Below are 21,359 nucleotides of genomic sequence, written 5' to 3' on the forward strand. Positions count from 1 at the left end.
GAATGTCTGGATTGTAGAGGGGGTGGCATTGCTCCCTCTACAATTGTTTTTAAAGCACTGGGGTGTCGCTGTCTAGGGATGCTGAAAACGGTGTGCTTTCTCGCTCTGTACTGTCAACCCACGGCATTTTGTTGTGCAACTTGAGCAAGTCATCATTGTCCATAAGGCTGGTAACCGGCTGAGCCAAAAGTGGGCCGAGAAGTGCGCCCACCAGCTAGAGGCCCTAGGCAGCAAGGTCTTGCGCGGCCCCAGTGGGCCTAAAGACAACCCCTATCCGGTATTTTTGGCCTCGGTGAGTCAGCCGATTGATTTGGCCATTGTGTTTGGCGGCGACGGCACGGCGCTGACGGCGGCTCGCAACCTGGCTGCCGAGAATATCCCCATTCTCGCAGTCAATATTGGCGGTCACTTGGGATTTTTAACCGAAAGCTCTGAGGAAATGGACGACACCGAGGCGGTGTGGGAGCGGCTGCTGAGCGATCGCTTTGCCGTGCAGCGCCGCATGATGCTGCAAGCCCGCATCTACGAGGGTCATCGCACCAACCTCGACCCGGTGAGCGAGGTCTACCTGGCTCTCAACGAAATGGCGATCAAGCCCGCTTCGCCCGATCGCATGATCACCTCCATGCTCGAAATGGAGATCGACGGTGAAGTGGTAGACCAATACCAAGGGGATGGTCTGCTGATCAGCACCCCCACTGGCTCCACCGGCTACACCGTAGCGGCAGGCGGCCCGATTATTCACCCCGGCATGGATGCGATCGTGGTGACGCCCATTTGCCCCCTCAGTTTATCGAGTCGCCCCATTGTGCTGCCGCCCGGCTCAGTGGTCAGCGTGTGGCCCCTAGCCGACCCCGACCTCACCACCAAGCTGTGGACTGACGGTGTGCTGGGCACCGCCATCTGGCCCGGTCAGCGGGTGGATGTGCGCAGCGCCGAGGCCATGGCCCAGTTCATTATTTTAAGACAAGACCATTCCTACTACGGCACCCTGCGCAACAAGCTCAACTGGGCAGGCACCCGCGTCAACTATGTGAACAACCATAGAAACTAGGCTACAATCTCTTGCCCTAGACACTTCATTACCTGCAAGACCCGACCCAGCACATTTCGCCCCGGCAAGAGCAGCATCACATCGGACACCTCATAACGAGGTTCTGGGGTTTGAGCGAGCTTGAGGAAGGCAAAACTACTGCCATTAGTCACCAACCCATAGGTGAAGCGCTCTGTCTGTGGGCTAGCAAGCATATAACCCAACGCTTGAGGAATGGCCGTATCAATACCCAGGGCTGAGTTCTTAGCCTCAATCACTAAAATCCAAAACGAGTCTTTGACTACGAGGGCATCAATGCGGCCCCACCAAACCTGGTTGGCTTCAGTGACTTCAATTTGGACAGATTCCTCTAGCCTGACCTCAAAGGGACGGCGGTAAAACCCTGCTAGGTGCAGCAACGGCGATATAACAATCAGCTTGATTAGCCCTTCAGAAATTTGGCCGCTGCGGGTTTGATCAAAATACTCCCGTTGCACTTGGTCTAAGTAGCGCGTTTCCTCGTCGTTTAGGCCGGGCAGATTTTGGTGCCATTCTGGGAAAAAATCCAGGTTGTCGGTCAGCTTCAGGTGCTTTGTTTCCTCCAACTCGGGCAGAGTCAGATTGCCGATCGCAATGCTTTGTACCATCCCCTGACTCCTATCATTGGTTTTACGCGAGATAACTTGAGCGCAGCTTAATCTAATCCTGCCTGAAATCGCTCTCTAAGCGTTACCTAGCTGGATGGAATAGGAAACGATCGCTCAAGAACTGTGGCGATCGCGATGGATATCGTAAATCGCTTTTTCCCAGCACCACTGCTCACTCTGGCTGGGGTTGCGGAGCTGTACCTGCTCGACCAGACGCTCGGCTACGGCTTGGTTGCCCCCCACCAGGCGCAGGAGCTGTCGCTGGGTGGGGCCTCGCACCGACCGGCTAGGAGCGGTGACGGTTGGCGACCGATAGGCAGCGGGCCGTCGTCGGCCCTGGCGACGATTGAGCCAGAAGATGAGGGCGATGATCAGGGCGATCGCCAGTAAAAAAGATAAATCCATTCCAGCGGCATAACGTGGCTATAGCTCTCAGATCCCTCAGCCAGAAGCATCCACGGCCAGTTGATTCACGCCTAGGGCCGATTGAGCTAACTCTAGTTCTACACAAAAATGCCCTCTACCGGCAGGTAGCCCTAATGCCGCTGCCATTAAATCGCCAGGGTTTGCTAGTGTAATTTATATATTTGTCTAGCCTAGCCCCCCGAGCTTTTGCTGCGGCAACACCACCGCCATCGGGCTTAGGTAAGCGTTAAGTCCCTCATTTGCGCGTCGCTACCCATGCCAAGAACCCAACGCAACGACAACTTCATCGATAAATCCTTCACCGTCATGGCCGACATGATTTTGAAGATGATGCCCGCCAAAAAGAGCGAGAAAGAGGCCTTTGCCTACTACCGCGACGGCATGTCGGCCCAGGCCGATGGGGAATATGCTGAGGCTATGGAGAACTACCGCGAAGCCCTGATTCTAGAGGAAGAACCCTACGATAAAAGCTTCATCCTTTACAACATGGGCCTGATCCACGCTAGCAACGGCGAACATGAAATTGCCCTAGAGAAGTACAAGGAAGCGCTAGACCTCAACCCTCGCCTGTGTCAGGCGCTCAACAACATTGCGGTGATTTACCACTACAAGGGTGAGCAGGCCGAGGCCAGCGGCGACACCGACACCGCCGAAAACCTCTTCGACGAAGCGGCCCGCTACTGGCTAGAGGCGATCACCATCGCCCCCAACAACTACATCGAAGCCCAAAACTGGATGAAGAACACGGGCCGCATGAAGAACGACATCTTCTTCTAAGGCCAACTCTTTAACCCGTAGGGTGGGCAGTGCCCACCATCCAACTTTCGCTGTGTAGGTTCAATCTGTCCCTGCTGTCCCTTGCTGGGTGACTATTGTTGGGTGCCATTGCATTTGACCCAACTTACAGCCGATAAGCTTCAATTCCCCTTTCTGGATTCCCGTCCCCATGATCGATCTTGAACAGGTTCGCAAAGTGGCCCTGCTGGCCCGCCTAGAGCTAACCGCCGAAGAAGAAGCGCAGTTCACCGGGCAGCTCAGCGGCATTCTCGACTACGTGGAGCAGCTCAAGGAGCTGAACACCGACGACGTAGAGCCCACCACCCGCGCCATCGAGCTAAGCAACATCACCCGCACCGACAGCCTCCAGACCTTTGCCGAACGCGATGCCATTCTCGACTGTGCCCCCGATCGCGAAGATGGCTTTTTCAAAGTGCCCAAGATCCTCAGCGAGTAGGGCAGGGTTCAAATTTCACTAATTCAGTCTCAATGGCCGTTTAACCCACTGGTTGTTAGGCAAGGTCTGGTTTCTTACGATTTCCTACCGATAGCGCTGGCCGATCTCAACCTATAGGACAATCGACCTCAGCTTAAATATGTAGCAGTTGTCAGTCGATAGCTGCGGCATAGCTTTGTTCTGGGTTCTCCTATGTTGAGGTGCCATGAAGCGTCGGCAGTTGGTTAAAACGACAACCTTGGGCGTGGCAGCGGCTACGACCGCGAGTGTAGCCGCCTGCACTGGGGCTTCTTCCCCCGTGGCTGAGGGCGGCGCTGAGGATCTGCCCCGGATTGATTGGCAGATGGCAACTAGCTGGCCTGCGGCCCTCGACACGATTTTGGGCGGGGCGCAGACCTTTGCCGATCGCGTCAGTGCCATGAGCGGCGGGCAGTTCACCATTTCACCCCGCTCCGCTGGCGAAATTGCCCCACCGCTAGAAGTGCTGAATGTGGTCTCTCAGGGGGCGGTGCCCTGTGGCCACACAGCTTCGTACTACTACGTGGGGCGCAGCCCGGTGATGGGTTTTGGGGCCAGTCTGCCCTTTGGCTTCACGCCCCAGCAGCAAAACGCCTGGCTCTACGAGGGGGGCGGGCTAGACAAGCTCCAGGAATTTTATGCCCGCCAGTTCAACGTGATTCAGTTTCCCGCTGGCAATACCGGGGCGCAGATGGGGGGGTGGTTTCGCCGCGAGATCGCCAGCGTCAGCGACCTGGCGGGGCTCAAGATGCGTATCCCTGGTCTGGGGGGCCAGGTGATGAGCAAGCTGGGGGTGACGGTGCAGACGTTGCCGGGGGGCGAGATTTTTCAGGCATTGCAAACTGGGGCGATCGACGCCGCCGAGTGGGTTGGCCCCTACGACGACGAAAAGCTGGGGCTGAATAAGGTGGCCCAGTACTACTACTACCCCGGCTGGTGGGAGCCGGGCAGCACCCTCGAAGTGCAGATTAACCTCGACCAGTGGAACCAATTGCCCGAGGTCTATCAGCAGATCGTGCGCACGGCGGCTTTTGAGGCCAACTTAGAAATGCTGTCGCGCTACGAAACCCGCAACAACGAAGCTTTGCAGCGCCTGGTTGACGGCGGCGTGCAGCTGCGCGAGTACAGCGCTGAGATTATGACCGCCGCCCAGGAGGCTACCTTTGACCTCTACGACGAGTTTGCCGCTAGCGATGCCGACTTTAAAGCGATCTATGACGACTGGCGCGGGTTTCGCGATCGCATCTATGCCTGGAGCCAGCTCAACCAGGGAGCCTTTGAGCGCTTTGTCTACAGCAATCTGAAGGCTGGGGGCGAGCCGCCCGCCTAGTGCAAAGACTAACGCTATGGTGGGGCTACTGGAGCGATCGCTCTACCAGCCAGCTCACCGTCTGGGGAAACACCATCACGACCACCAGCACCACCAGCTGAATGGCCATAAACGGCAGCGCGCTGCGGTGAATTTCGCGGGTGGTAATGGTTTTTGGAGCCACGCTCTGCAAATAAAACAGCGAGAACCCCACCGGCGGCGAAATAAACGCCGTTTGCAAGTTCAGCGCCATCACCACCCCAAACCACACCATGTCGATGCCTAATGCCTGGGCGGCGGGCACCAGCAGTGGCATAGCGATAAAGCAAATTTCAATAAATTCTAAAAATACCCCCATAGCAAAAATAACCAGGTTGGCCACCAGCAAAAAGGTCACGTAGCCCCCCGGCATGTTCACCAGCAGATTGGTGATTAGGGTTTTGCCCCCCAGGGCATCAAACACTAGGCCAAAAAACGACGAGCAAAACAGAATAATCAGCACTACCCCGGTCACGATCGCCGTGGCGTGGGCCGCCTCCTGCAGCAGCTTGAGCGTCAGTCGCCGGTTGAGGGCAGCTAGCCCACAGGCTCCCACGGCCCCGACCGCGCCCGCTTCGGTGGGGGTGGCAAGGCCAAAGAAAATGCTGCCCAGCACCACAAAAATCAGCAGTACTGGCGGCACGATCGCCTTCATCACCCGCTTGAGCAGCTCCCAACGGCTGATCTGGCGCATCGCTAGGGGCAACGACGGGGCCGTACCGGGTTTAAAGTAAGCCACCATGAGCACATAGACCGCGTAAGCTCCGGCCAGCATCAGCCCCGGAATCAGCGCCCCCAAAAACAGATCGCCCACCGACACCCCCAGCTGGTCGCTCAGCACCACCAGCACCAGGCTGGGCGGAATTAGCTGCGCCAGGGTGCCCGAGGCAATGATGGTGCCAGCGGCCAGCTCCTTGTCGTAGCCGTGGCGCAGCATAATCGGCAGCGAAATCATGCCCATGAGAATGACCGTGGCGGCCACCACCCCAGTTGTCGCCGCCAGCAGGGTGCCAACCAGCACCACCGCCAGGGCCATGCCGCCGCGCAGGGGGCCAAGTACTAGGCCAATGGTCTCTAGTAGCTCCTCCGCCAGGCCCGACTTTTCGAGCACCGCGCCCAGGAACACAAAAAACGGAATTGCCAGCAGCGTGAAGTTGCCCATGGTGCCAAACCAGATGTTGGGCAGCAGCAGCAGGCGGGCGGGCTCAAAGGCCCCCAGCAGCCAGCCCACCAGGCCAAACACCAGCCCCGTACCGGCAAAGGAAAATGCCACGGGGTAGCCACTCATCAAGATCAAAAAGAAGCCAACGAACATGGCGATCGCCAACCACTCGTAGCCCATGGCGCACCTTACAAAGGGGACTTAAAAAACCTGAATCCTGAAAACGATGAAACTGCCCATGACTGCTCACTCCAGAGGCGGGAGATCAGCCTCGGCCTCTGGCAGCTGCCTGCCCTCGATATAGCCGCACCACACCGCCCAATATTTGATCGCCTGGGCCACGGCCTGAAGCAGCAGCAGCCCAAAACCCACCAGCACCATCGATTTGATCGGTGCTCTGGGCAGCCCGCTGGCGTCGGGAGACACCTCCCAGCGGCCCCAGGTGCCATCGGGCAGCAGCCCCCACGACTGCATCACCGGGTTCACCGTCACCCACAGCCCCAGCACGCAAAAGGGAATCAGAAACAGCACCGTGCCCCAGAAGCTAATCATGGCCTTACGGCGATCGCTCCAGCCCGACTCCAAAAAATCGACCCGCACATTCGCCCCCTGCTGAAGAATGTAGGGAAAGCTGAGCAAAAAGGTAATCGAAAATAGGTACCACTGCCACTCAAGCAGCCCGTTCGAGGCCAATTGCAGACCCAAAAAACGGCCAATGTAGCGAGCCATGACGTTGTAAAAACCCACGGCCACGGTGAGCAGCACCAGCCAGCTCAGACTCTTGCCAATCCACTCGCTCAGGTTGTCGATCGCCTGAGCCACCCGCAACAGCCGTCCAATCAGTCCAGGATTCAGCACTCTTTAGATCCCCCGCCGACTAGCGTTGGAGTTGATAATACCGCCTAATGGAATGTGCTACAGAGCAGAGGTTTGAGGTAGTGCATTAGCCCTGTCGTAAAGGACTACCCCAACGCGATCGATATGGTCAACCAGCGGCTGATCCAGGCTGTTGTAGTGAACTACGTCGAAAAAATAGGGCAGGGGCAGCTCTTCATTGAGCAGATCGGCAAGCTGGGCGAGGGTGCGGCGGGTGATGCGATCGCCCTTCACCGCCAAATCTACGTCTGACCCTGGTTTGTAATTGCCCTTGGCCCGCGAGCCAAACAGCACCACCGCCGCAATTTCCTCAAACTGGCAGCAGGCCGCAACGATTTGAGCCATATCGCTCTCTGTCAGCCCGTAGGCGTTAGCCATCAGCTTTCACCTTTAGGACTTGGTAAAGTTCGGTCAGCAAGGGAAAGTAGTCGTTGCGAATGCTAGTTTCGACTGCGATCGCCGTGGCTTCGTTGTAGGTATGCGTGGTCAAATTGCGGTCTTGTAGCGCGCTCATCCAACCATGCCCTTGACTAATCAGGCCGATTTGAAACCCCTGCTTAATTGCCTCCCTGGGAGTTTTGACCAGGATTCCCTCAGCTTCTTCATAGTCTTTCATCACCTTCCACGCTAGCTCAAAGGCCAGCTCAAAAAACTGAATGATCCCCGCCCTCTCCACCAGGGAGGGTGACTCAATCGCCAGGGCATCGCGCAGCAGCAAAAACGTGCGCTCGAAGTTAGCGAATCGCTGGACCCAGCGGGTATCGAGGGGATGCATGGGCGCGCAAGGTGAACTCTTCTAGATTAGGCGGGTTTGTGGTGTTCGTGCCAGTGGCGAGCGATGTCGACGCGGCGGCAGATCCAGACGCGATCGCGCCCCTGCACATAGTCCAAAAACCTCGCCAGTGCTGCCGTGCGCCCCGGCTTGCCCGCCAGGCGACAGTGTAGGCCAATGCTCATCATCTTGGGGCAGTCGTCGCCCTCAGCGTAGAGAGTGTCGAAGGCATCGCACAGGTAGGCAAAAAACTGATCCCCCGAGTTGAAGCCCGCATAGGTGGCAAAGCGCATGTCGTTGTTATCGAGGGTGTAGGGAATCACCAGGTGCGGCCTGCCGTACTCAGTATTCCAGTAGGGCAGGTCGTCGGCGTAGCTGTCGGCGTCGTAGAGAAAGCCGCCCTCTTCGACCACCAGGGCGCGGGTATTAGGGCTGTTGCGGCCCTGATAAAAGCCCAGGGGCCTACAGCCCGCCACCTGCGTGTGAACCTCCACCGCCTTCCAAATGTGCTCGCGCTCGGCCTCAATGCCAAAATACTGGTAATCAATCCAACGGTAGCCGTGGCTGGCGATCTCCCAGTCGGCCTCGGTCATGGCGGCGATCGCCTCAGGGTTACGGGCCATAGCCATGGCCACGGCATACACCGTCAGCGGCAGGCCGCGCCCCGTAAACAGCCGGTGCAGCCGCCAAAACCCCGCCCGACTGCCGTACTCATACATCGATTCCATGTTCATATTGCGCACTCCGCGCAGCGGTGCAGCCCCCACACTTTCTGACAGAAATGCCTCCGAGGCCGCGTCGCCGTGGAGAATGCAGTTTTCGCCCCCCTCTTCGTAATTAATCACAAACTGCACTGCAATTCTGGCGTTGCCGGGCCACTGGGCTTGGGGCGGAGTGCGTCCGTAGCCCACCAAGTCGCGGGGGTAGGAAGGAGAAATTGCCATAGGAGATGAGGAATGGAGTTTGCAGCGCGATTTAGGCTGGATTTTAAGGGTTAAATTACGCTTTGGTCTAGCTAACTTGCTGGGCTAGCTCACAACTTTTTCACCACAAAAAGGATCCCTCAAGTTCGGTTTCTCGTAAAAAAACATGGGCCAAGGTCACGAATTAGCGCTTCTACACTGGTTTATGATCTTATGATCTATAGATCGGCTAATGTCGAAATACAGCTAAAGGCGGATAAGAATACAGGGGGCTGAGCTACGGTGTAGCATGAAGTTTGTGTTCTTAAACATCAATTAACTCTGCTGGCGGCTTGGCTGACAGCACAACCACCACAGAATTGTGGCACTGGAGCTACGGCTTTGTTGAACGGAAGGAGTAAACCCATGTCAGATGTCGCGCTCTTGCCCAGCAAGGTGCAGGCCGCCCCCGTTCTTGACCTCGACGCTATCAACCGAGAGTGGGGAGAGGCTGACGCCAGCAGTCTGGTGCAGTGGGGCTACAGCACCTTTGGCGATGGTCTCGTCATGAGCACTAGCTTTGGTATTCAGTCGGCGGTGATGCTGCATCTGGTGACCCAGGTGGTGCCTCAAATTCCAATCATTTGGGTGGACACTGGCTATCTGCCGGTTGAGACCTACCGCTTTGCTGAGGAACTCTCGACCCGCCTCAACCTCAACCTCAAGGTCTACCAGTCGCCCCTCAGCCCGGCTCGCATGGAAGCCCTGCACGGACGCCTGTGGGAGCAGCACGATGTAGAGGCGCTAAACCGCTACGACAAAATCCGTAAGGTAGAGCCCATGCAGCGGGCCTTGGACGACCTCAACGCCACGGCTTGGCTCACTGGGCTGCGATCAGATCAGACTGACCACCGCAAGTCCCTAGGGCGGGTGGGCCAGCAGGGGGGCCGCTACAAGCTGCTGCCCATTCTTAAGTGGACTTCCAAGGATGTGTACGACTACTTGGTGGCCCACGACTTGCCCTACCACCCGCTGTTTGATCAGGGCTATGTGACGGTGGGCGATTGGCATTCTAGCCGTCCGATCACGGCGGCTGATGATAACGAGCGCGACACTCGATTTAAGGGGCTCAAGCAGGAATGCGGTCTGCACCTGCCTCAGTCACCTGAGGAGGCGGCTAGCTTAGACTCTAGTTCGCTGTAGGGCGGGTGGTTGACTGGCGATCGCCCCTTTCCGCCGCCCTCTCTGGCTTTAGTGATGCTGTCTTGTTGTTAACGCATCAGCCACTAGCAGTGAAGCAAAAACTGAACCCTCTGGGAAGGTTCAATGGTTGGATTAGCATCACCTTCTGCGGTATTGTCTGCTGTGGAAAAATGGGGCGATCGCCTCGATTTTTCAGTCTTGACTAGAGAAGTGCGAGACACTTTTGCGCCTGCTGTGTAGGTTCAACTAGGAAAAGATGGCAGAGACAGGATGAAGTTCAAAAGCATGGCTTTAAGCCTGGTTAAAGTTTGGGATCAGCCATTAACGCTATGGGCAACATTGAGGGTACGCACAACAATGGCTAGTTTGGTTACGGCTAAACGTGGGGTCTACCGAATGTCTAGGGCGACGCGATCAACGTCTGCCCCAGGGGGGAGGTTTCCCCATTCAAATTCTTTTAGACTAGACGGGTTAGGCCGAGGTATGACTTCTAACCATTCAGAAATGCCCATCAACGGCATAGCTTATCCCTCTTGGTACATGCCCTGAATCGCCAATGTCCTCAGCTCCCCTACCTAACGACGAAGCGGGACGGTTAGAAGCCCTGCGGCGCTACGAAATTTTAGATACTCCCCCCGAAGCTGGGTTCGATCGCATCACTGCTTTGGCTGCCCGGCTGTTTAACGTGCCCATGGCCCTGGTTTCCCTAGTGGATGAATCTCGGGCTTGGTTTAAGTCTTGCTATGGGTTTGAGGGGCAAGAAATGCAGCGGCACAGTACGTTTTGTAGCCATGCGCTGCTGTCTGAAGACGTGTTAGTTGTCCCTGAGGCGCGCCACGATCGCCGCTTTGCCGATAACCCCCTAGTGCAAGCTGAGCCAGGGTTGCGCTTTTATGCCGGAGCCCCCCTGCGCAATCAAGACGGCTTTATTTTAGGCACTCTGTGCCTGCTTGACACTCAGCCACGAGACGATTTTGGCCGTGACCAGCAGGCGATGCTGTCAGATCTAGCCGCCATGGTGATCGATGAACTCGACCTGCGTTTGGCCGCCCACCGAGTGGACTCCATCGACCAGGCCTTGCTAGCAGTTACCCAGGGGGTGGCTACCCAAACCGGGGATGCCTTTTTCTCGGCTTTGGTGCTGCATCTCACCCAGACCCTAGGGGTTGACTATGCCTATGTTGGTCTGGTCACGGGCGCTGGGCAAGATGCCATCCAAACCATTGCCGTCTGCGCCCAAGGGCAAATAGCCGAAAATTTTGACTATCTCCTACACCATACTCCCTGCCATCAGGTGCTGCTTAAGCGCGAACTGTGCTGCTATGCCAGTGGCGTTAGGGTTCAGTTTCCGCAGGCGGCGCTGCTGAAACCCTTGGGCATTGACAGCTACGCAGCGATTCCCTTTTTTGACCCCGAGGGCAATCCTTTAGGTTTGCTGGGCGTGATGGACAGCAAGCCCTGGGGCAACGTGCAGCTAATCAAAGCGCTGCTGCCCATTTTTGCTCTGCGCATTGCCACCGAACTCGACCGGCAGCGTACCGATGCCGCTCGGCTCCAGGTGCAGCAAGACCTAGAGCATTTGGTAGCCCAGCGCACTGCTGAGCTTTCCCAAACCAATCACCGACTACAGTTAGAAATTGAAGAACGACGGCAAGCCGAAATCGCCTTGGAAAAAGAGCAGGAGCTGCTGCGGGTGCTGCTCGAAAACGTGCAGGCGGGCATTGTGGCCTGCGATGAAGCGGGCATGTTAAGGCTGTTTAACCAGGCGGCGCGAGACTTCCACGGTCTGCCAGAGGCACCGCTACCCCCCGATCGGTGGGCCGACTACTACGACCTTTACCATTCCGACGGCAAAACACCTCTGGCTCAGGAGGCGATTCCGCTGTTTCGGGCGCTGCGGGGCGATCGCGTGGTCGACGCTGAGATGGTGATTGCGCCTAAGGGGGGTAAGGCACGTACGGTGCTGACGAGTGGCCAGGCGATCGCCACCCTAGACGGCAATAACCGGGGTGCCGTGGTCGTTATGCACGACATTACGGAACGCAAACAGGTCGAAAATGCCTTGCGCGACAGTGAAGCTCGGCTATCTAGCATTTTTGAAACGGTGCCCAACGGCATTATTATTTTTGACGACGAGGGCCAGCTAGTCACCGCAAACTCAACCGCAGAGGAGATCTTTAAGCTGACTCGCAGTGAATTGGCCGATCGCGCCTACAACGACCTGTCATGGGCTATTACTACAGTAGATGGGCAGCCCTTTGCCCCCGAAGACCTGCCCTTTGCTCAGGTCATGCGCGCTAAAACACCGATTCACGGCATTGAATATGCGATTACCCATGCCGATGGCAGCCGCGCAATTCTCTGCATTAACGCTTCACCGTTGTTCGACGCTGATGGCCACATTACCAATGTGATTACGTCGATTACCGACATCACCGAGCGGCACCAGTCTGCGGCTACTCTCCAGGCCTCTGAAGAACGCTATCGCTCGGTGATTGAAACCGTTGCCGAGGGCATTGTGCTCCAGCACGCCGATGGCAGCATTTTTACCTGCAATGCCAGCGCTGAAGAGATTTTGGGCCTGACCGCCGAGCAAATGATGGGACGCAGCTCCCTCGACCCTCGCTGGTCATCTACCTATGAGGATGGCTCTCCCTTTGCGGGCGATCAGCACCCCGCCATGGTCACGCTGCGAACCGGGGAGCCGCAGTCTAACGTGATCATGGGGGTGCATAAACCCGATGGCACCCTCACCTGGATCTCGATCAACACCCGACCGCTGTTTCACCCCAATGACCCCACGCCCTTTGCCGCGGTGGCTTCGTTTTCGAATATTACTGCCCGCAAGTTGGCCGAGGCTGAGCGGGCTCAGCTGATTCGAGAGCAGGCCGCCCGTCTCGATGCCGAAGTTGGCCAGTTTCGCTCAGCGCTACTGGTGGATATTAGTACGACGCTGGCCTCGCTGCTCAACCATACAGATACCCTAGAACGGGTTGCCGATCGGGTGGTGCCGTTTTTTGCCGACTGGTGTGCGATCGATCTGCTGCACCCAAACCAGGGCCGGAGCCAGAGCCTTGAGCGGGTGGCAATGGCGCACTGCGATCGCGCTAAAGTCGAGTTGGGCTGGCAGCTACATCGCCAATACCCACCGTCGCTGGATGCTCTAGAGGGAGTGCCCAAAATTTTGCGCACGGGCCAAACCCAACTGGTGGCCGAGATTCCACCAGCGATGCTAGAGACGGCGGCCCACGACGGCGAGCACCTGCGTTTGCTGCAAGGGCTAGGTCTGAGGTCTTGTATTATTGCCCCGCTAATTGCTCGGGGACAAACCCTGGGAGCGATTTCCTTTGTGATGGCTGAAACTGGCCGCCGCTATGGTGCTAACGACCTGGCCCTGGCTGAGAATATTGCCCATCAGGTGGCGATCGCCGTCGATAACGCCCGCCTCTACCAAGCAGAGCAAACCGCACGCAATGAGGCTGAAGCGGCTAACCGCATCAAAGACGAGTTTTTGGCGGTGCTCTCCCACGAGCTGAGGTCGCCCCTTAACCCGATTTTGGGCTGGTCGCAGCTGCTGCAAAGGCGATCGCCCGATGCCACCACGCTGATGCGAGGACTCCAGACCATTGAGCGCAACGCCAAGCTGCAAACTCAGCTAATTGCCGATCTGCTCGATATGTCGCGGATTTTGCAGGGTAAGCTCAGCCTGGAGGTAGCGCCAGTGCAGCTTCAGGCCACCGTCGAAGCAGCCATGGAAACCGTGCGGCTCGCAGCGGAGGCCAAGGCCATTGAGATGCGCGCCCAGTTTGACCCAACCCTTGCCCCTGTGATGGGCGATGCCGGGCGGCTCCAGCAGGTGGCTTGGAACCTGCTAGCCAACGCGGTGAAATTTACCCCTGAGGGTGGCCGCGTTGAGATTCAGCTACGGGCCATTACCCCAACCAACCAGCGGGCTGAGTTGCCCACTGCCAGGCACTTAGCTCAGGCCGAGCTGACGGTGACCGATACTGGCAAGGGCATCGCCCCAGAGGTGTTGCCCTACATTTTTGAGCGCTTTCGCCAGGCCGATGGCAAGACCACGCGCCAGTTTGGCGGGCTGGGGCTGGGGTTGGCGATCGCCCGGCAGCTAGTCGAGTTGCACGGGGGCACCATCACCGTAGCTAGCCCCGGCGATGACCAAGGGGCTACGTTTACCGTACGTTTACCCCTCCAGCGCCACCCGCTCCATCGGCTAAAGGGCAGCTTAAACTCTACAGCCGACCTGCCAGGTTCTTTGCAGACCGGCACCTTGGCAGGGATTCGTATTTTGGTGGTCGAAGATGAAATTGATGCCCGCGAGCTGCTGGTATTTGTGCTAGAGCAGGCTGGGGCTGCCGTCACCGTTACGGCCTCTGCTGAGGAGGCGCTAAAACGACTGCCCGATCTGGAGATAGACATCTTGATTAGCGACATTGCCATGCCCCAGATGGATGGCTACATGCTGATGCATCAGATGCAGGCTGAACTAAACCGTCGGGGCCAGCGCTGCAAAGCGATCGCTCTCACTGCCTACGCTAGCGATTTAGATCAACGGCAGGCGTTAGCAGCGGGGTTTCATCGCCATCTCAGTAAACCCTTTGAGCCAGCACAGCTCATTGAGGCGATCGCTACGTTGGTCGCTGAATAGATGTAGCCCAAAAGCAAAACGTGTGGGGCTTTTTTGCGATCGGTTGCTTGCGGTTGCATAGCGATCGGGCTGAGTCACCGTGACTCAAGCAAAGCCCACCGGTGCTCAGCCCCACGCTGACTCTTTAGGGTGATCTAATCACCCTTCAATGGTGATGATTGGCCTCAAGCAAGGCTGCAACCTTATTGAGTAACTGGTCAAACTCGATTGGCTTACGGATGAAATTGCTAGGTTCTAACGCCAACCCCTGACTTGTTTGGAGAGTGTCATAGGCTGTGACAATTAAAATTGGCATCTGCGGCAGGGCAGGATTTTGTCGGATCTTTTTAGTGACTTCATAGCCATTCATATCCGGCATCATTACATCCATCAAAATCAGGTCGGGAGGCGCATGCTCAACCTTAGCTAGAGCTGAGCCGCCATTGCCAGCGGTTTCAACTTCGTAGCCTTCTGTTTCTAAAACAGTTCTCAACAAAAACAAATTATCTTCTATGTCGTCAACGACCAGAATACGAAAATCAGAGGGGGTGCACACAGCAAGGGACTAAATGAAGTATATGAATATAGCTAGTCTAGTTGATAAGTTATTCTACCTACCTCAAACTTGAGGCACAGATCTAAGCCGCAAAAAAGGTAGGCTTATGCCTACCTTTTTTCCTTTTGCTGGATTGACAAAGGTTCGCTAGCGCTAGCGAGGAGCAGCGCCGTAGGTGCGGGGACTACGAGCACCGGTAGCAGCACCAGCGAGGGAAGCCACTAGGCCCAGCAAAGACCCCAAGGCAAATGACCAGCCAACCTTGGCGGCATTGCCAGCAATGTTTTGGGCTTGCTCTTGGGTGACGTTGGGGTCAGCGGCATTGGGCAGAGCGTCAACGGGCACCTGATTAACGACGGCGTCGGCTCCCTGGGCTACTAGGCCAAAGGCACCGGCCACGCCACTCGAAAGCAGCCAGGCGCTAACAGCCAAGGTGGTTGCCCACAAAATAGCGCCATTCAGTAGAGCAGTTTTGCGATTCATGGGACCGCAGGCACGGGAGGTAACGTAGCCGCCTAAAAACAGGGCAATCAGCAGGCTAATAATTGACCAGATGCCCACGGCAGTACCAACGTCGCCAGCATTACTTTGGGCAGCATCTGAGCCAGCAATGTTGGTGAGGCCCACAGCAGCGCCCAAGGCGGTGAGCACGAGTTGGGTGGCGATCGCAACCACCAGTCCGGCAAAAATTGGGCCCCAGCGTACCAGGTCGTGGTAGCCAGTGACGGCAACGGGCGCTGTGTCTGCTACGCGCTGGCTAGGATTGGTGCTATAAGCGACGGGCTCTTCTCGATAAGCGCCGGGTTCGTTGGTGTAAGACATGGATACTCTTTACCTCTCAGTGGACTAACTCTTAGACTGATAAATCGCTTGGGCTGATAAATCTTGTCCCCAATTTATGACGTTGTCGGAATCTGACCATCTACACAGAGATACAAACTAAAACACCTAAAGAGGTAGATGCAGCATGTTCCTATTGAGATGTCTTGAAGAGTACTCTGATCAAGTCTATAGACAGGCCTAAAAAATCGTAAAAGGAGCCAGAAAACGGTCGGCATTTTTTATTTACAAAAAGTAAGTACCGCGCCTTAGACAACTCTGCCCTTAGGTGTATGCCCAAAATGGGGTAATACTACACCCTAGGAAAAGCTGCCAATTGGCGATCGCCCTTTGAGGGTGAGTTGGGCGGTTAGTTGTCGTGGCGATCGAGCGTGATTAAGGAGATGTTGTGAATAAAGTATTAGGTATTGTGCTGGGTGGTGGTGCCGGAACCCGTCTCTATCCCCTAACGAAGACTCGGGCAAAGCCAGCGGTGCCCCTAGGTGGCAAACACCGCCTGATCGACATTCCTATTAGCAACTGCATCAACTCAGGTATCTCAAAAATCTACGTTCTCACGCAGTTTAACTCGGCCTCGCTGAACTCCCATATTTCCCGGGCCTACAGTTTTTCAGGTTTTCAGCAGGGTTTCGTAGAAGTATTAGCAGCCCAGCAAACCCCCGAAAACTTAGACTGGTTCCAGGGAACTGCCGATGCCGTGCGACAGTACCTGCCGCGTTTTGAAGACATGGATGTAGATGAATATTTGATCCTGTCGGGCGACCACCTATATCGCATGGACTACAGCGATTTTGTAGAGCACCATCGGCGCACCAACGCTGACATTACCCTATCGGTGCTGCCGGTTGATGAAGCTCACGCCTCCAGCTTTGGGTTAATGAAAATTGACGATTCAGGCCGCATCATCAACTTTAGCGAAAAGCCCAAGGGTGATGCCCTCAGGCAGATGCAGGTTGATACTACCACCCTAGGCCTCTCTCCAGAAGGCGCTAAAGAAAAGCCCTACATCGCCTCCATGGGCATCTATTTATTTAAGCGAGAGGTATTGATAGACCTGCTTAAAAAGCAGCCTGAATCACCTGACTTTGGCAAAGAGATTATTCCAAATTCTGCTAAAGACCATAATGTGCAGGCCTATCTCTTTAACGACTATTGGGAAGATATTGGGACAATTGAGTCGTTCTTTAACGCCAATTTGGCTCTGGTCAAGCAGCCCAACCCGCTGTTTAGCTTTTACGATGAGTCAGCCCCAATCTATACCCGCGCCCGCTATCTGCCGCCGACAAAACACCTTAAGTGTGATATCACCGAGTCGATGATTAGTGAGGGCTGCATTCTTAAGGAGTGCCGTATCACTAATTCGATTATTGGCATTCGCTCTCGCATTGAGTCGGGCTGCACCATTCAAGACAGCCTGATTATGGGAGCCGACTATTACCAAGACAACTTTGAGCGTCGCGGCAGTTGTGATACAGCCAGAGTTCCCCTCGGCATTGGTGCTAACACCACTATTAACCATGCCATTGTCGATAAAAATGCCCGCATCGGCTGCAACGTAAAAATCCTCAATAAAGACCGTGTTAAGGAGGCCGAGCGGGAAGATGAGGGATTTTACATTCGCAGCGGCATTGTGGTTATTCTGCGAGGAGCTATTATTCCCGACGACACGGTTATTTAAGCTGAGCTAATTAGACAGCACAAGCCATAAAAAAGAGGCTCTAGTCGTGACTAGAGCCTCTTTTTGTGCATATTGAGCAGCTGCATTGCGGACTATAGCCACGTATGACTGGAGAGATGACCATAGACTTGGAGTCTAACATTTTAGGTTACCCTAGCAGTGCTGCTACGAGCGCTCTTCAAGATGAGACACTAGGCTGTCTCAAGTTTAATTTGCCTACAGCATTTCCCTACTGCGTGAATAAGCCTAATGGCTAGATATCGAGGGATTTAGAACGCTCCATATCCCTCACTAGCTTTTTGGGAAAGGGGTAAACGTATTGAACGGGCAATAAAAAGGGCGATCGCGCTACCAACGCGATCGCCCTTTTCTATCGTTACTCTATATCTAGCTCCCGACGGCTAGACCACCAGCAGCGGCGGCACAGAGAGCCGAAATCGTAGCGGTAGCAAAGATCCACCAGGAGGCAGCGGCGGCGGTTTTGCGAGTGTCTTCCACCTGCTGATAGGCCTGGTGCTTGATCTCACTCAGACGATTTTCGACCGCATGTTCGAGCTGTTCGGCTTTGCTGAGAGCGCCAGTGCGGACATCTTCGATCTGGTCGATGATGCGGTTGGCATCGGTCTCTGAAATCGCATCGTGGGAACTCATGATCGCCACCAGGGTGCCGCGATCGACCTGGCCGAGGCGCACCTTAAGCGACTCAAAACCTGCTTGAGGGTCATCCAAAAGCTGCTGCAAGTCGCGGCGGATGCCATAGTAGTCGAGCTCGGGGCGGCCTAGGGAGTCGAGATAGTTGCGAATTCGAGACATAATGTTGCTCACAACCGACGTAACCCGCGCCTGCACGTTGCGGATTTGGGCCACGACCTGGTTCCGCACCGATAGCACCTGATCGACGGCGGCCTCAGCTTCGGCCTGGGTCATGTCGGGGCGCTGGGCCAGCAGAGCCACAACGGTATCGCGGTCGATTCTCGACAGGCGAGTTTGCAGACGCTCGGCCCCTAGACGCGGATCGTTGAGCAGCAGCTTGAGATCGCGCTTGATGTCGTCGGGGTTGAGCGCAGCTTTGTTGGTGTTGCGCAGGTAGTCTTCTAGGGCAGTCTCGAAAGAGATCACCTGGGCCTGGGCCCGACGAGCCAGCCGCTGAGGCATGTGCAGAATATCGCGAATGTTACCTAACACATCGTCAATGATGCGATTGGCTTCTGCCTCGCTGAGGTCTTCGCGCTGGCTGAGCAGCTGCACCAGGGTGTCACGATCCATCGCCGACAGGCGATCGCGCATGGCCCCAACCCCCGCTTTAGGGTCGTTCACCAGTAGCTCTAGGTCGCGCTTAATGCCCTCGGGGTTGAGCTCGGGCTTGCCGGTTTCGAGCAAATAGCGCTCGATCGCACTGGTGGCTTCGTCGTATTTAGCCTTGGCCTGGGCTGTCAGCGCACCGGGCGCATTAATCGTCTTGTACCAGGTCGACTCAACTTGGTCGAGGGTGCGGTTGATCTCAGCTTCGGAGAGATCTTGACGCTGGTTGAGCAACTGCACCAGGGTATCGCGATCGAACTGGGCCAGGCGCTGACGCAGGCGATGCACGCCAGCATCGGGCTCGTGGAGCAGAGTAGCCAGGTCGGCTTTTATACCCTCAGGGTTAAGCTCAGCTTTGTGGGTGTTTTGCAGGTAGTGCTGTAACCCCGTCCACTGGTTCTCAACTCGGGCTTTAGCCGAAGATTGCAGCCCGGCAGCGTCGGCCCGCACGTTGTTCATCACCCCTTCTAAACGGCTGGCAACAGCCTGGATTTCGGCCTCGCTCAGATCGCCACGGGTGCTTAGGGTCTGGGTAAGCGCCTCATAAGTAAACGGGGTGAACCGCTCTTGCAGATCGTCAGCATCGGCGTAGGGATCGTCTAGCAGGCTGCTAAAGGCACGGGTGCCCATGTCAGATAGCAGCTCTTCGCGCGGAGTTTGACGCAGGAAAGTGTAGACCTTAGATTGGGTATCCTTAGCCGCTTCGATCCGATAGCGCTCAGAAACTTCGCCCAGAGCTTGAAGCCGCACGGCTTCGAGCTGGCGAGAGACTTCGGCAATTTCGCCCTTGGTCAACAGCCCCCGCGAGGCCAACAGCTCGGCGAAGAATGATTGATCCAAGTTCATTAGCTCTTGGCGCATCAGACCAGGGTCGGCAAAGGGATCGTAGATCACATCCCAAAACTCTTTTTGCATGCGCTGGGTGTTGAGCTGCCATGGGTAGGCGTTGAGCAGGTAGGTCTCAACGTCGGCTCTGACAACGCTGTAGCGATCGCTGCCACTCACCTGGCTGGTGAGCGTGTCAACCTGGCCGGTGACATCGTGCTTGAGCTGCTTGAAGCGATCGGTGATTTTCTCCACATCCAGGTCAGAGAGGTCGGCTCGACCCATCACCACACCCATCAAGGTGGTTAGCCCCTGGTTGAGCGGGTTAGTCTTAGCCTCTTTGCCCTTGCGCTGCTGGCGCATTTCGCCCAGAAACTCGTCTAGGCGGCTACCCAGCGTGTCAGCCAACAGTTCTTCGGGGTGAGCTGACTTGAGATAGTTGACCAGTTCACCCAGGCTGTCGCCGCCGGAGGCCTTGCCTAGAGCCTTGTTCCAGGTGCCGTAGAGGCGATCGGCGATGCGGCTAGCTTCTTTGCGCGACAAATCGGTACGGCTGCTGACCAGCTTCTCAAAGCTGTCGCGGTTGAGCTGGGATAGAGTATCGCGATCGGCCAGCGATGTCAGGTCAGACTCGTGAATCAGGCGCTCGAACTCCGCTTCTAACCCTGCAATATCTAAGGCTGGAGACGTGAGGGAACTAACGTAGTCGCGCAGCGTGTCCTTAATATCGTTGCCGCTCCAGCCAGCAGTGAGTTCGCGGCGCACGGCGGCAGCGGTAGCTTCGGCGGTCTCAATCACCTGATTGCTGGCCATCTTGGCTCCCACAGCCCCGGTAGCTGCCCCTAATAGAGACTGAAAGCTAGATGTAGCGGTTTTGACCACTGATCCAATCAGCGACCCAACGGTGGTGGAGCTGACCCAAAACAGCAGGCAAAAGTAGGTGCCCCACACCACCAAACCGGTAATAGCCCCTAGCAACGCACTGCTGTAAAGGCTGAGCTTGACGGCCAAAAAGCAGGCGCAAAAAAGGGCCAAACTGACCGTAATCACGGTCCAAACGCCAACTTTGGTGGCAATTTTTTTGTCACCGCTACCAGAGCCGCTGCTACTACTACTCGATGAAGACTGGCCAATGTAGGTGAGGCCTGCGGCGACCGACAGGTTGGTTAGCAAAAGATGGAAGCCAAAGGCCAAAATTACGCCCGAAAGCAGGGCAATAAAAAACTGAGGCCCCGAAAAAATAAGGGCAGCATCTTCAGGAGTTGCAACTCCTGGAGATACTACCTGGGCCAGAGGGCCACTTAATAGGTCTAATCCAATGTGCTCAATCACGGTACTGTTCCTTTGAAAATTGCAACTGTCTTGATGCCGCTTGGTCTACCCGTTTCTAGTAACTGTTAGTGGAGATACTGAGAATGCAGTTTGATCTGCCAAAGACTAGAAGGCTATGGGTGAGGTTTGACTTGGCGATCGCTCTTAGCGCTTCGGGACATAAAACCGATGGAGCAGTTGCCAAGACTAGGTCTCACAAAAAATAGACTTAAAAAATGAAAAATCTGAGTAGTCTGAGTCGCAACTCTAGATACATCAGGACAACCAATACAGCCTCTAGGCTTACATCAAACTCTATTAGTCCCCAAAAAGCATCTATCCCACTGCCTAATTCTTTGGGGGGATAATATGTGCGTCTAGACCCGATTGGGTCTAGGGTAGGGCCGATGGTGGACTGGCCCTTCGGGGGAGCGATCGCCCCTAGCCCCCCTCTTGGCACTCCAAAACCTCCGCAACTGTTCGACAAAGGCTTTAGCCTCTGCTTAGCTATCCAATCTACCTATCGGGTTAAAGTCGGGCTAGATCGCAGTAGCTCGTCAACAACACCGTGCGAGGGTGCC

General features: G+C 55.9%; 17 protein-coding genes. 7 read left to right on the forward strand and 10 right to left on the reverse strand.

Translation table 11 applies throughout. The annotated features are described in order from the left end of the window. The first annotated feature begins 133 nt into the window (after positions 1-133). Complete coding sequence (locus tag H6G07_RS03345; RefSeq protein WP_073606436.1) at positions 134-1,054, forward strand: NAD(+) kinase; 921 nt, start codon at positions 134-136, stop codon at positions 1,052-1,054. Here H6G07_RS03345 and H6G07_RS03350 read toward each other — a convergent pair. Together H6G07_RS03350 and H6G07_RS03355 are read right to left on the reverse strand one after the other, a co-directional pair. Continuing rightward, positions 1,051-1,680 carry a type I restriction enzyme HsdR N-terminal domain-containing protein gene (locus H6G07_RS03350; RefSeq protein ID WP_073606435.1) on the reverse strand — a complete coding sequence of 210 codons (630 nt, stop codon included), beginning with the start codon at positions 1,678-1,680 and terminating at the stop codon, positions 1,051-1,053. The two genes, H6G07_RS03345 and H6G07_RS03350, sit on opposite strands and share 4 nt — an antisense overlap. Before the next feature lie 114 nt (positions 1,681-1,794). Further along, positions 1,795-2,085 (reverse strand): hypothetical protein, encoded by a 291-nt coding sequence (locus tag H6G07_RS03355; protein ID WP_073606434.1) that lies wholly within the window; start codon positions 2,083-2,085, stop codon positions 1,795-1,797. 276 nt (positions 2,086-2,361) lie between these two features. Here H6G07_RS03355 and H6G07_RS03360 point away from each other — a divergent pair, with 276 nt between their 5' ends. The 3 genes from H6G07_RS03360 (at position 2,362) to H6G07_RS03370 (ending at position 4,688) form a co-directional block, all read left to right on the forward strand. After that, complete coding sequence (locus H6G07_RS03360) at positions 2,362-2,883, forward strand: photosystem I assembly protein Ycf3 (protein WP_073606433.1); 522 nt, start codon at positions 2,362-2,364, stop codon at positions 2,881-2,883. Between the two features lie 169 nt (positions 2,884-3,052). Beyond that, entirely contained in the window at positions 3,053-3,340 is a 288-nt protein-coding gene (gene gatC, locus H6G07_RS03365; protein WP_073606432.1) for an Asp-tRNA(Asn)/Glu-tRNA(Gln) amidotransferase subunit GatC, read from the forward strand. Between the two features lie 205 nt (positions 3,341-3,545). Beyond that, positions 3,546-4,688, forward strand: a complete 1,143-nt coding sequence (locus tag H6G07_RS03370) for a TRAP transporter substrate-binding protein (protein ID WP_073606431.1) — start codon at positions 3,546-3,548, stop codon at positions 4,686-4,688. A gap of 25 nt (positions 4,689-4,713) precedes the next feature. Here the strand turns inward: H6G07_RS03370 and H6G07_RS03375 are convergent, their stop codons facing one another. The 5 genes from H6G07_RS03375 to puuE form a co-directional block, all read right to left on the reverse strand. Then, positions 4,714-6,048, reverse strand: coding sequence for a TRAP transporter large permease (locus H6G07_RS03375; protein WP_073606430.1), 1,335 nt, complete (start codon positions 6,046-6,048; stop codon positions 4,714-4,716). Between the two features lie 66 nt (positions 6,049-6,114). Continuing rightward, positions 6,115-6,726, reverse strand: a complete 612-nt coding sequence (locus H6G07_RS03380; protein WP_199311853.1) for a TRAP transporter small permease subunit — start codon at positions 6,724-6,726, stop codon at positions 6,115-6,117. A gap of 57 nt (positions 6,727-6,783) precedes the next feature. After that, positions 6,784-7,122, reverse strand: a complete 339-nt coding sequence (locus tag H6G07_RS03385) for a nucleotidyltransferase domain-containing protein (RefSeq protein WP_073606429.1) — start codon at positions 7,120-7,122, stop codon at positions 6,784-6,786. Next, positions 7,115-7,519, reverse strand: coding sequence for a nucleotidyltransferase substrate binding protein (locus H6G07_RS03390; RefSeq protein ID WP_073606428.1), 405 nt, complete (start codon positions 7,517-7,519; stop codon positions 7,115-7,117). Before H6G07_RS03390 ends, H6G07_RS03385 begins: the two co-directional genes overlap by 8 nt. 26 nt (positions 7,520-7,545) lie before the next feature. Next, a complete protein-coding gene (gene puuE, locus H6G07_RS03395; RefSeq protein ID WP_073606427.1) occupies positions 7,546-8,460 on the reverse strand; it encodes an allantoinase PuuE in 915 nt (304 codons plus the stop codon). A gap of 384 nt (positions 8,461-8,844) precedes the next feature. On the opposite strand from puuE, the gene H6G07_RS03400 reads away from it, so the two are divergent. Together H6G07_RS03400 and H6G07_RS26195 are read left to right on the forward strand one after the other, a co-directional pair. After that, complete coding sequence (locus H6G07_RS03400; RefSeq protein ID WP_073606426.1) at positions 8,845-9,621, forward strand: phosphoadenylyl-sulfate reductase; 777 nt, start codon at positions 8,845-8,847, stop codon at positions 9,619-9,621. Between the two features lie 556 nt (positions 9,622-10,177). Next, positions 10,178-14,287: a PAS domain S-box protein gene (locus tag H6G07_RS26195; protein ID WP_073606425.1), complete on the forward strand. Its 4,110-nt coding sequence runs from the start codon at positions 10,178-10,180 to the stop codon at positions 14,285-14,287. Positions 14,288-14,432: 145 nt separating this feature from the next. On the opposite strand, the gene H6G07_RS03410 is transcribed toward H6G07_RS26195, so the two are convergent. Both H6G07_RS03410 and H6G07_RS03415 read right to left on the reverse strand, forming a co-directional pair. After that, positions 14,433-14,822, reverse strand: a complete 390-nt coding sequence (locus H6G07_RS03410; protein WP_073606424.1) for a response regulator — start codon at positions 14,820-14,822, stop codon at positions 14,433-14,435. A gap of 153 nt (positions 14,823-14,975) precedes the next feature. Further along, a complete protein-coding gene (locus tag H6G07_RS03415; RefSeq protein WP_073606423.1) occupies positions 14,976-15,644 on the reverse strand; it encodes a hypothetical protein in 669 nt (222 codons plus the stop codon). Positions 15,645-16,050: 406 nt separating this feature from the next. Between H6G07_RS03415 and H6G07_RS03420 the strand changes: the two genes are divergently transcribed. Beyond that, the gene (locus H6G07_RS03420) at positions 16,051-17,340 is read left to right on the forward strand and encodes a glucose-1-phosphate adenylyltransferase (protein WP_073606422.1); all 1,290 of its coding nucleotides are present in this window, start codon (positions 16,051-16,053) and stop codon (positions 17,338-17,340) included. 387 nt (positions 17,341-17,727) lie between these two features. On the opposite strand, the gene H6G07_RS03425 is transcribed toward H6G07_RS03420, so the two are convergent. Continuing rightward, entirely contained in the window at positions 17,728-20,799 is a 3,072-nt protein-coding gene (locus tag H6G07_RS03425; RefSeq protein WP_073606421.1) for a Rad50 family protein, read from the reverse strand. Positions 20,800-21,359: the final 560 nt, after the last annotated feature.

Source organism: Phormidium tenue FACHB-1052 (assembly GCF_014696675.1).
Taxonomy (GTDB): Bacteria; Cyanobacteriota; Cyanobacteriia; order Phormidesmidales; family Phormidesmidaceae; genus Nodosilinea; species Nodosilinea tenuis_A.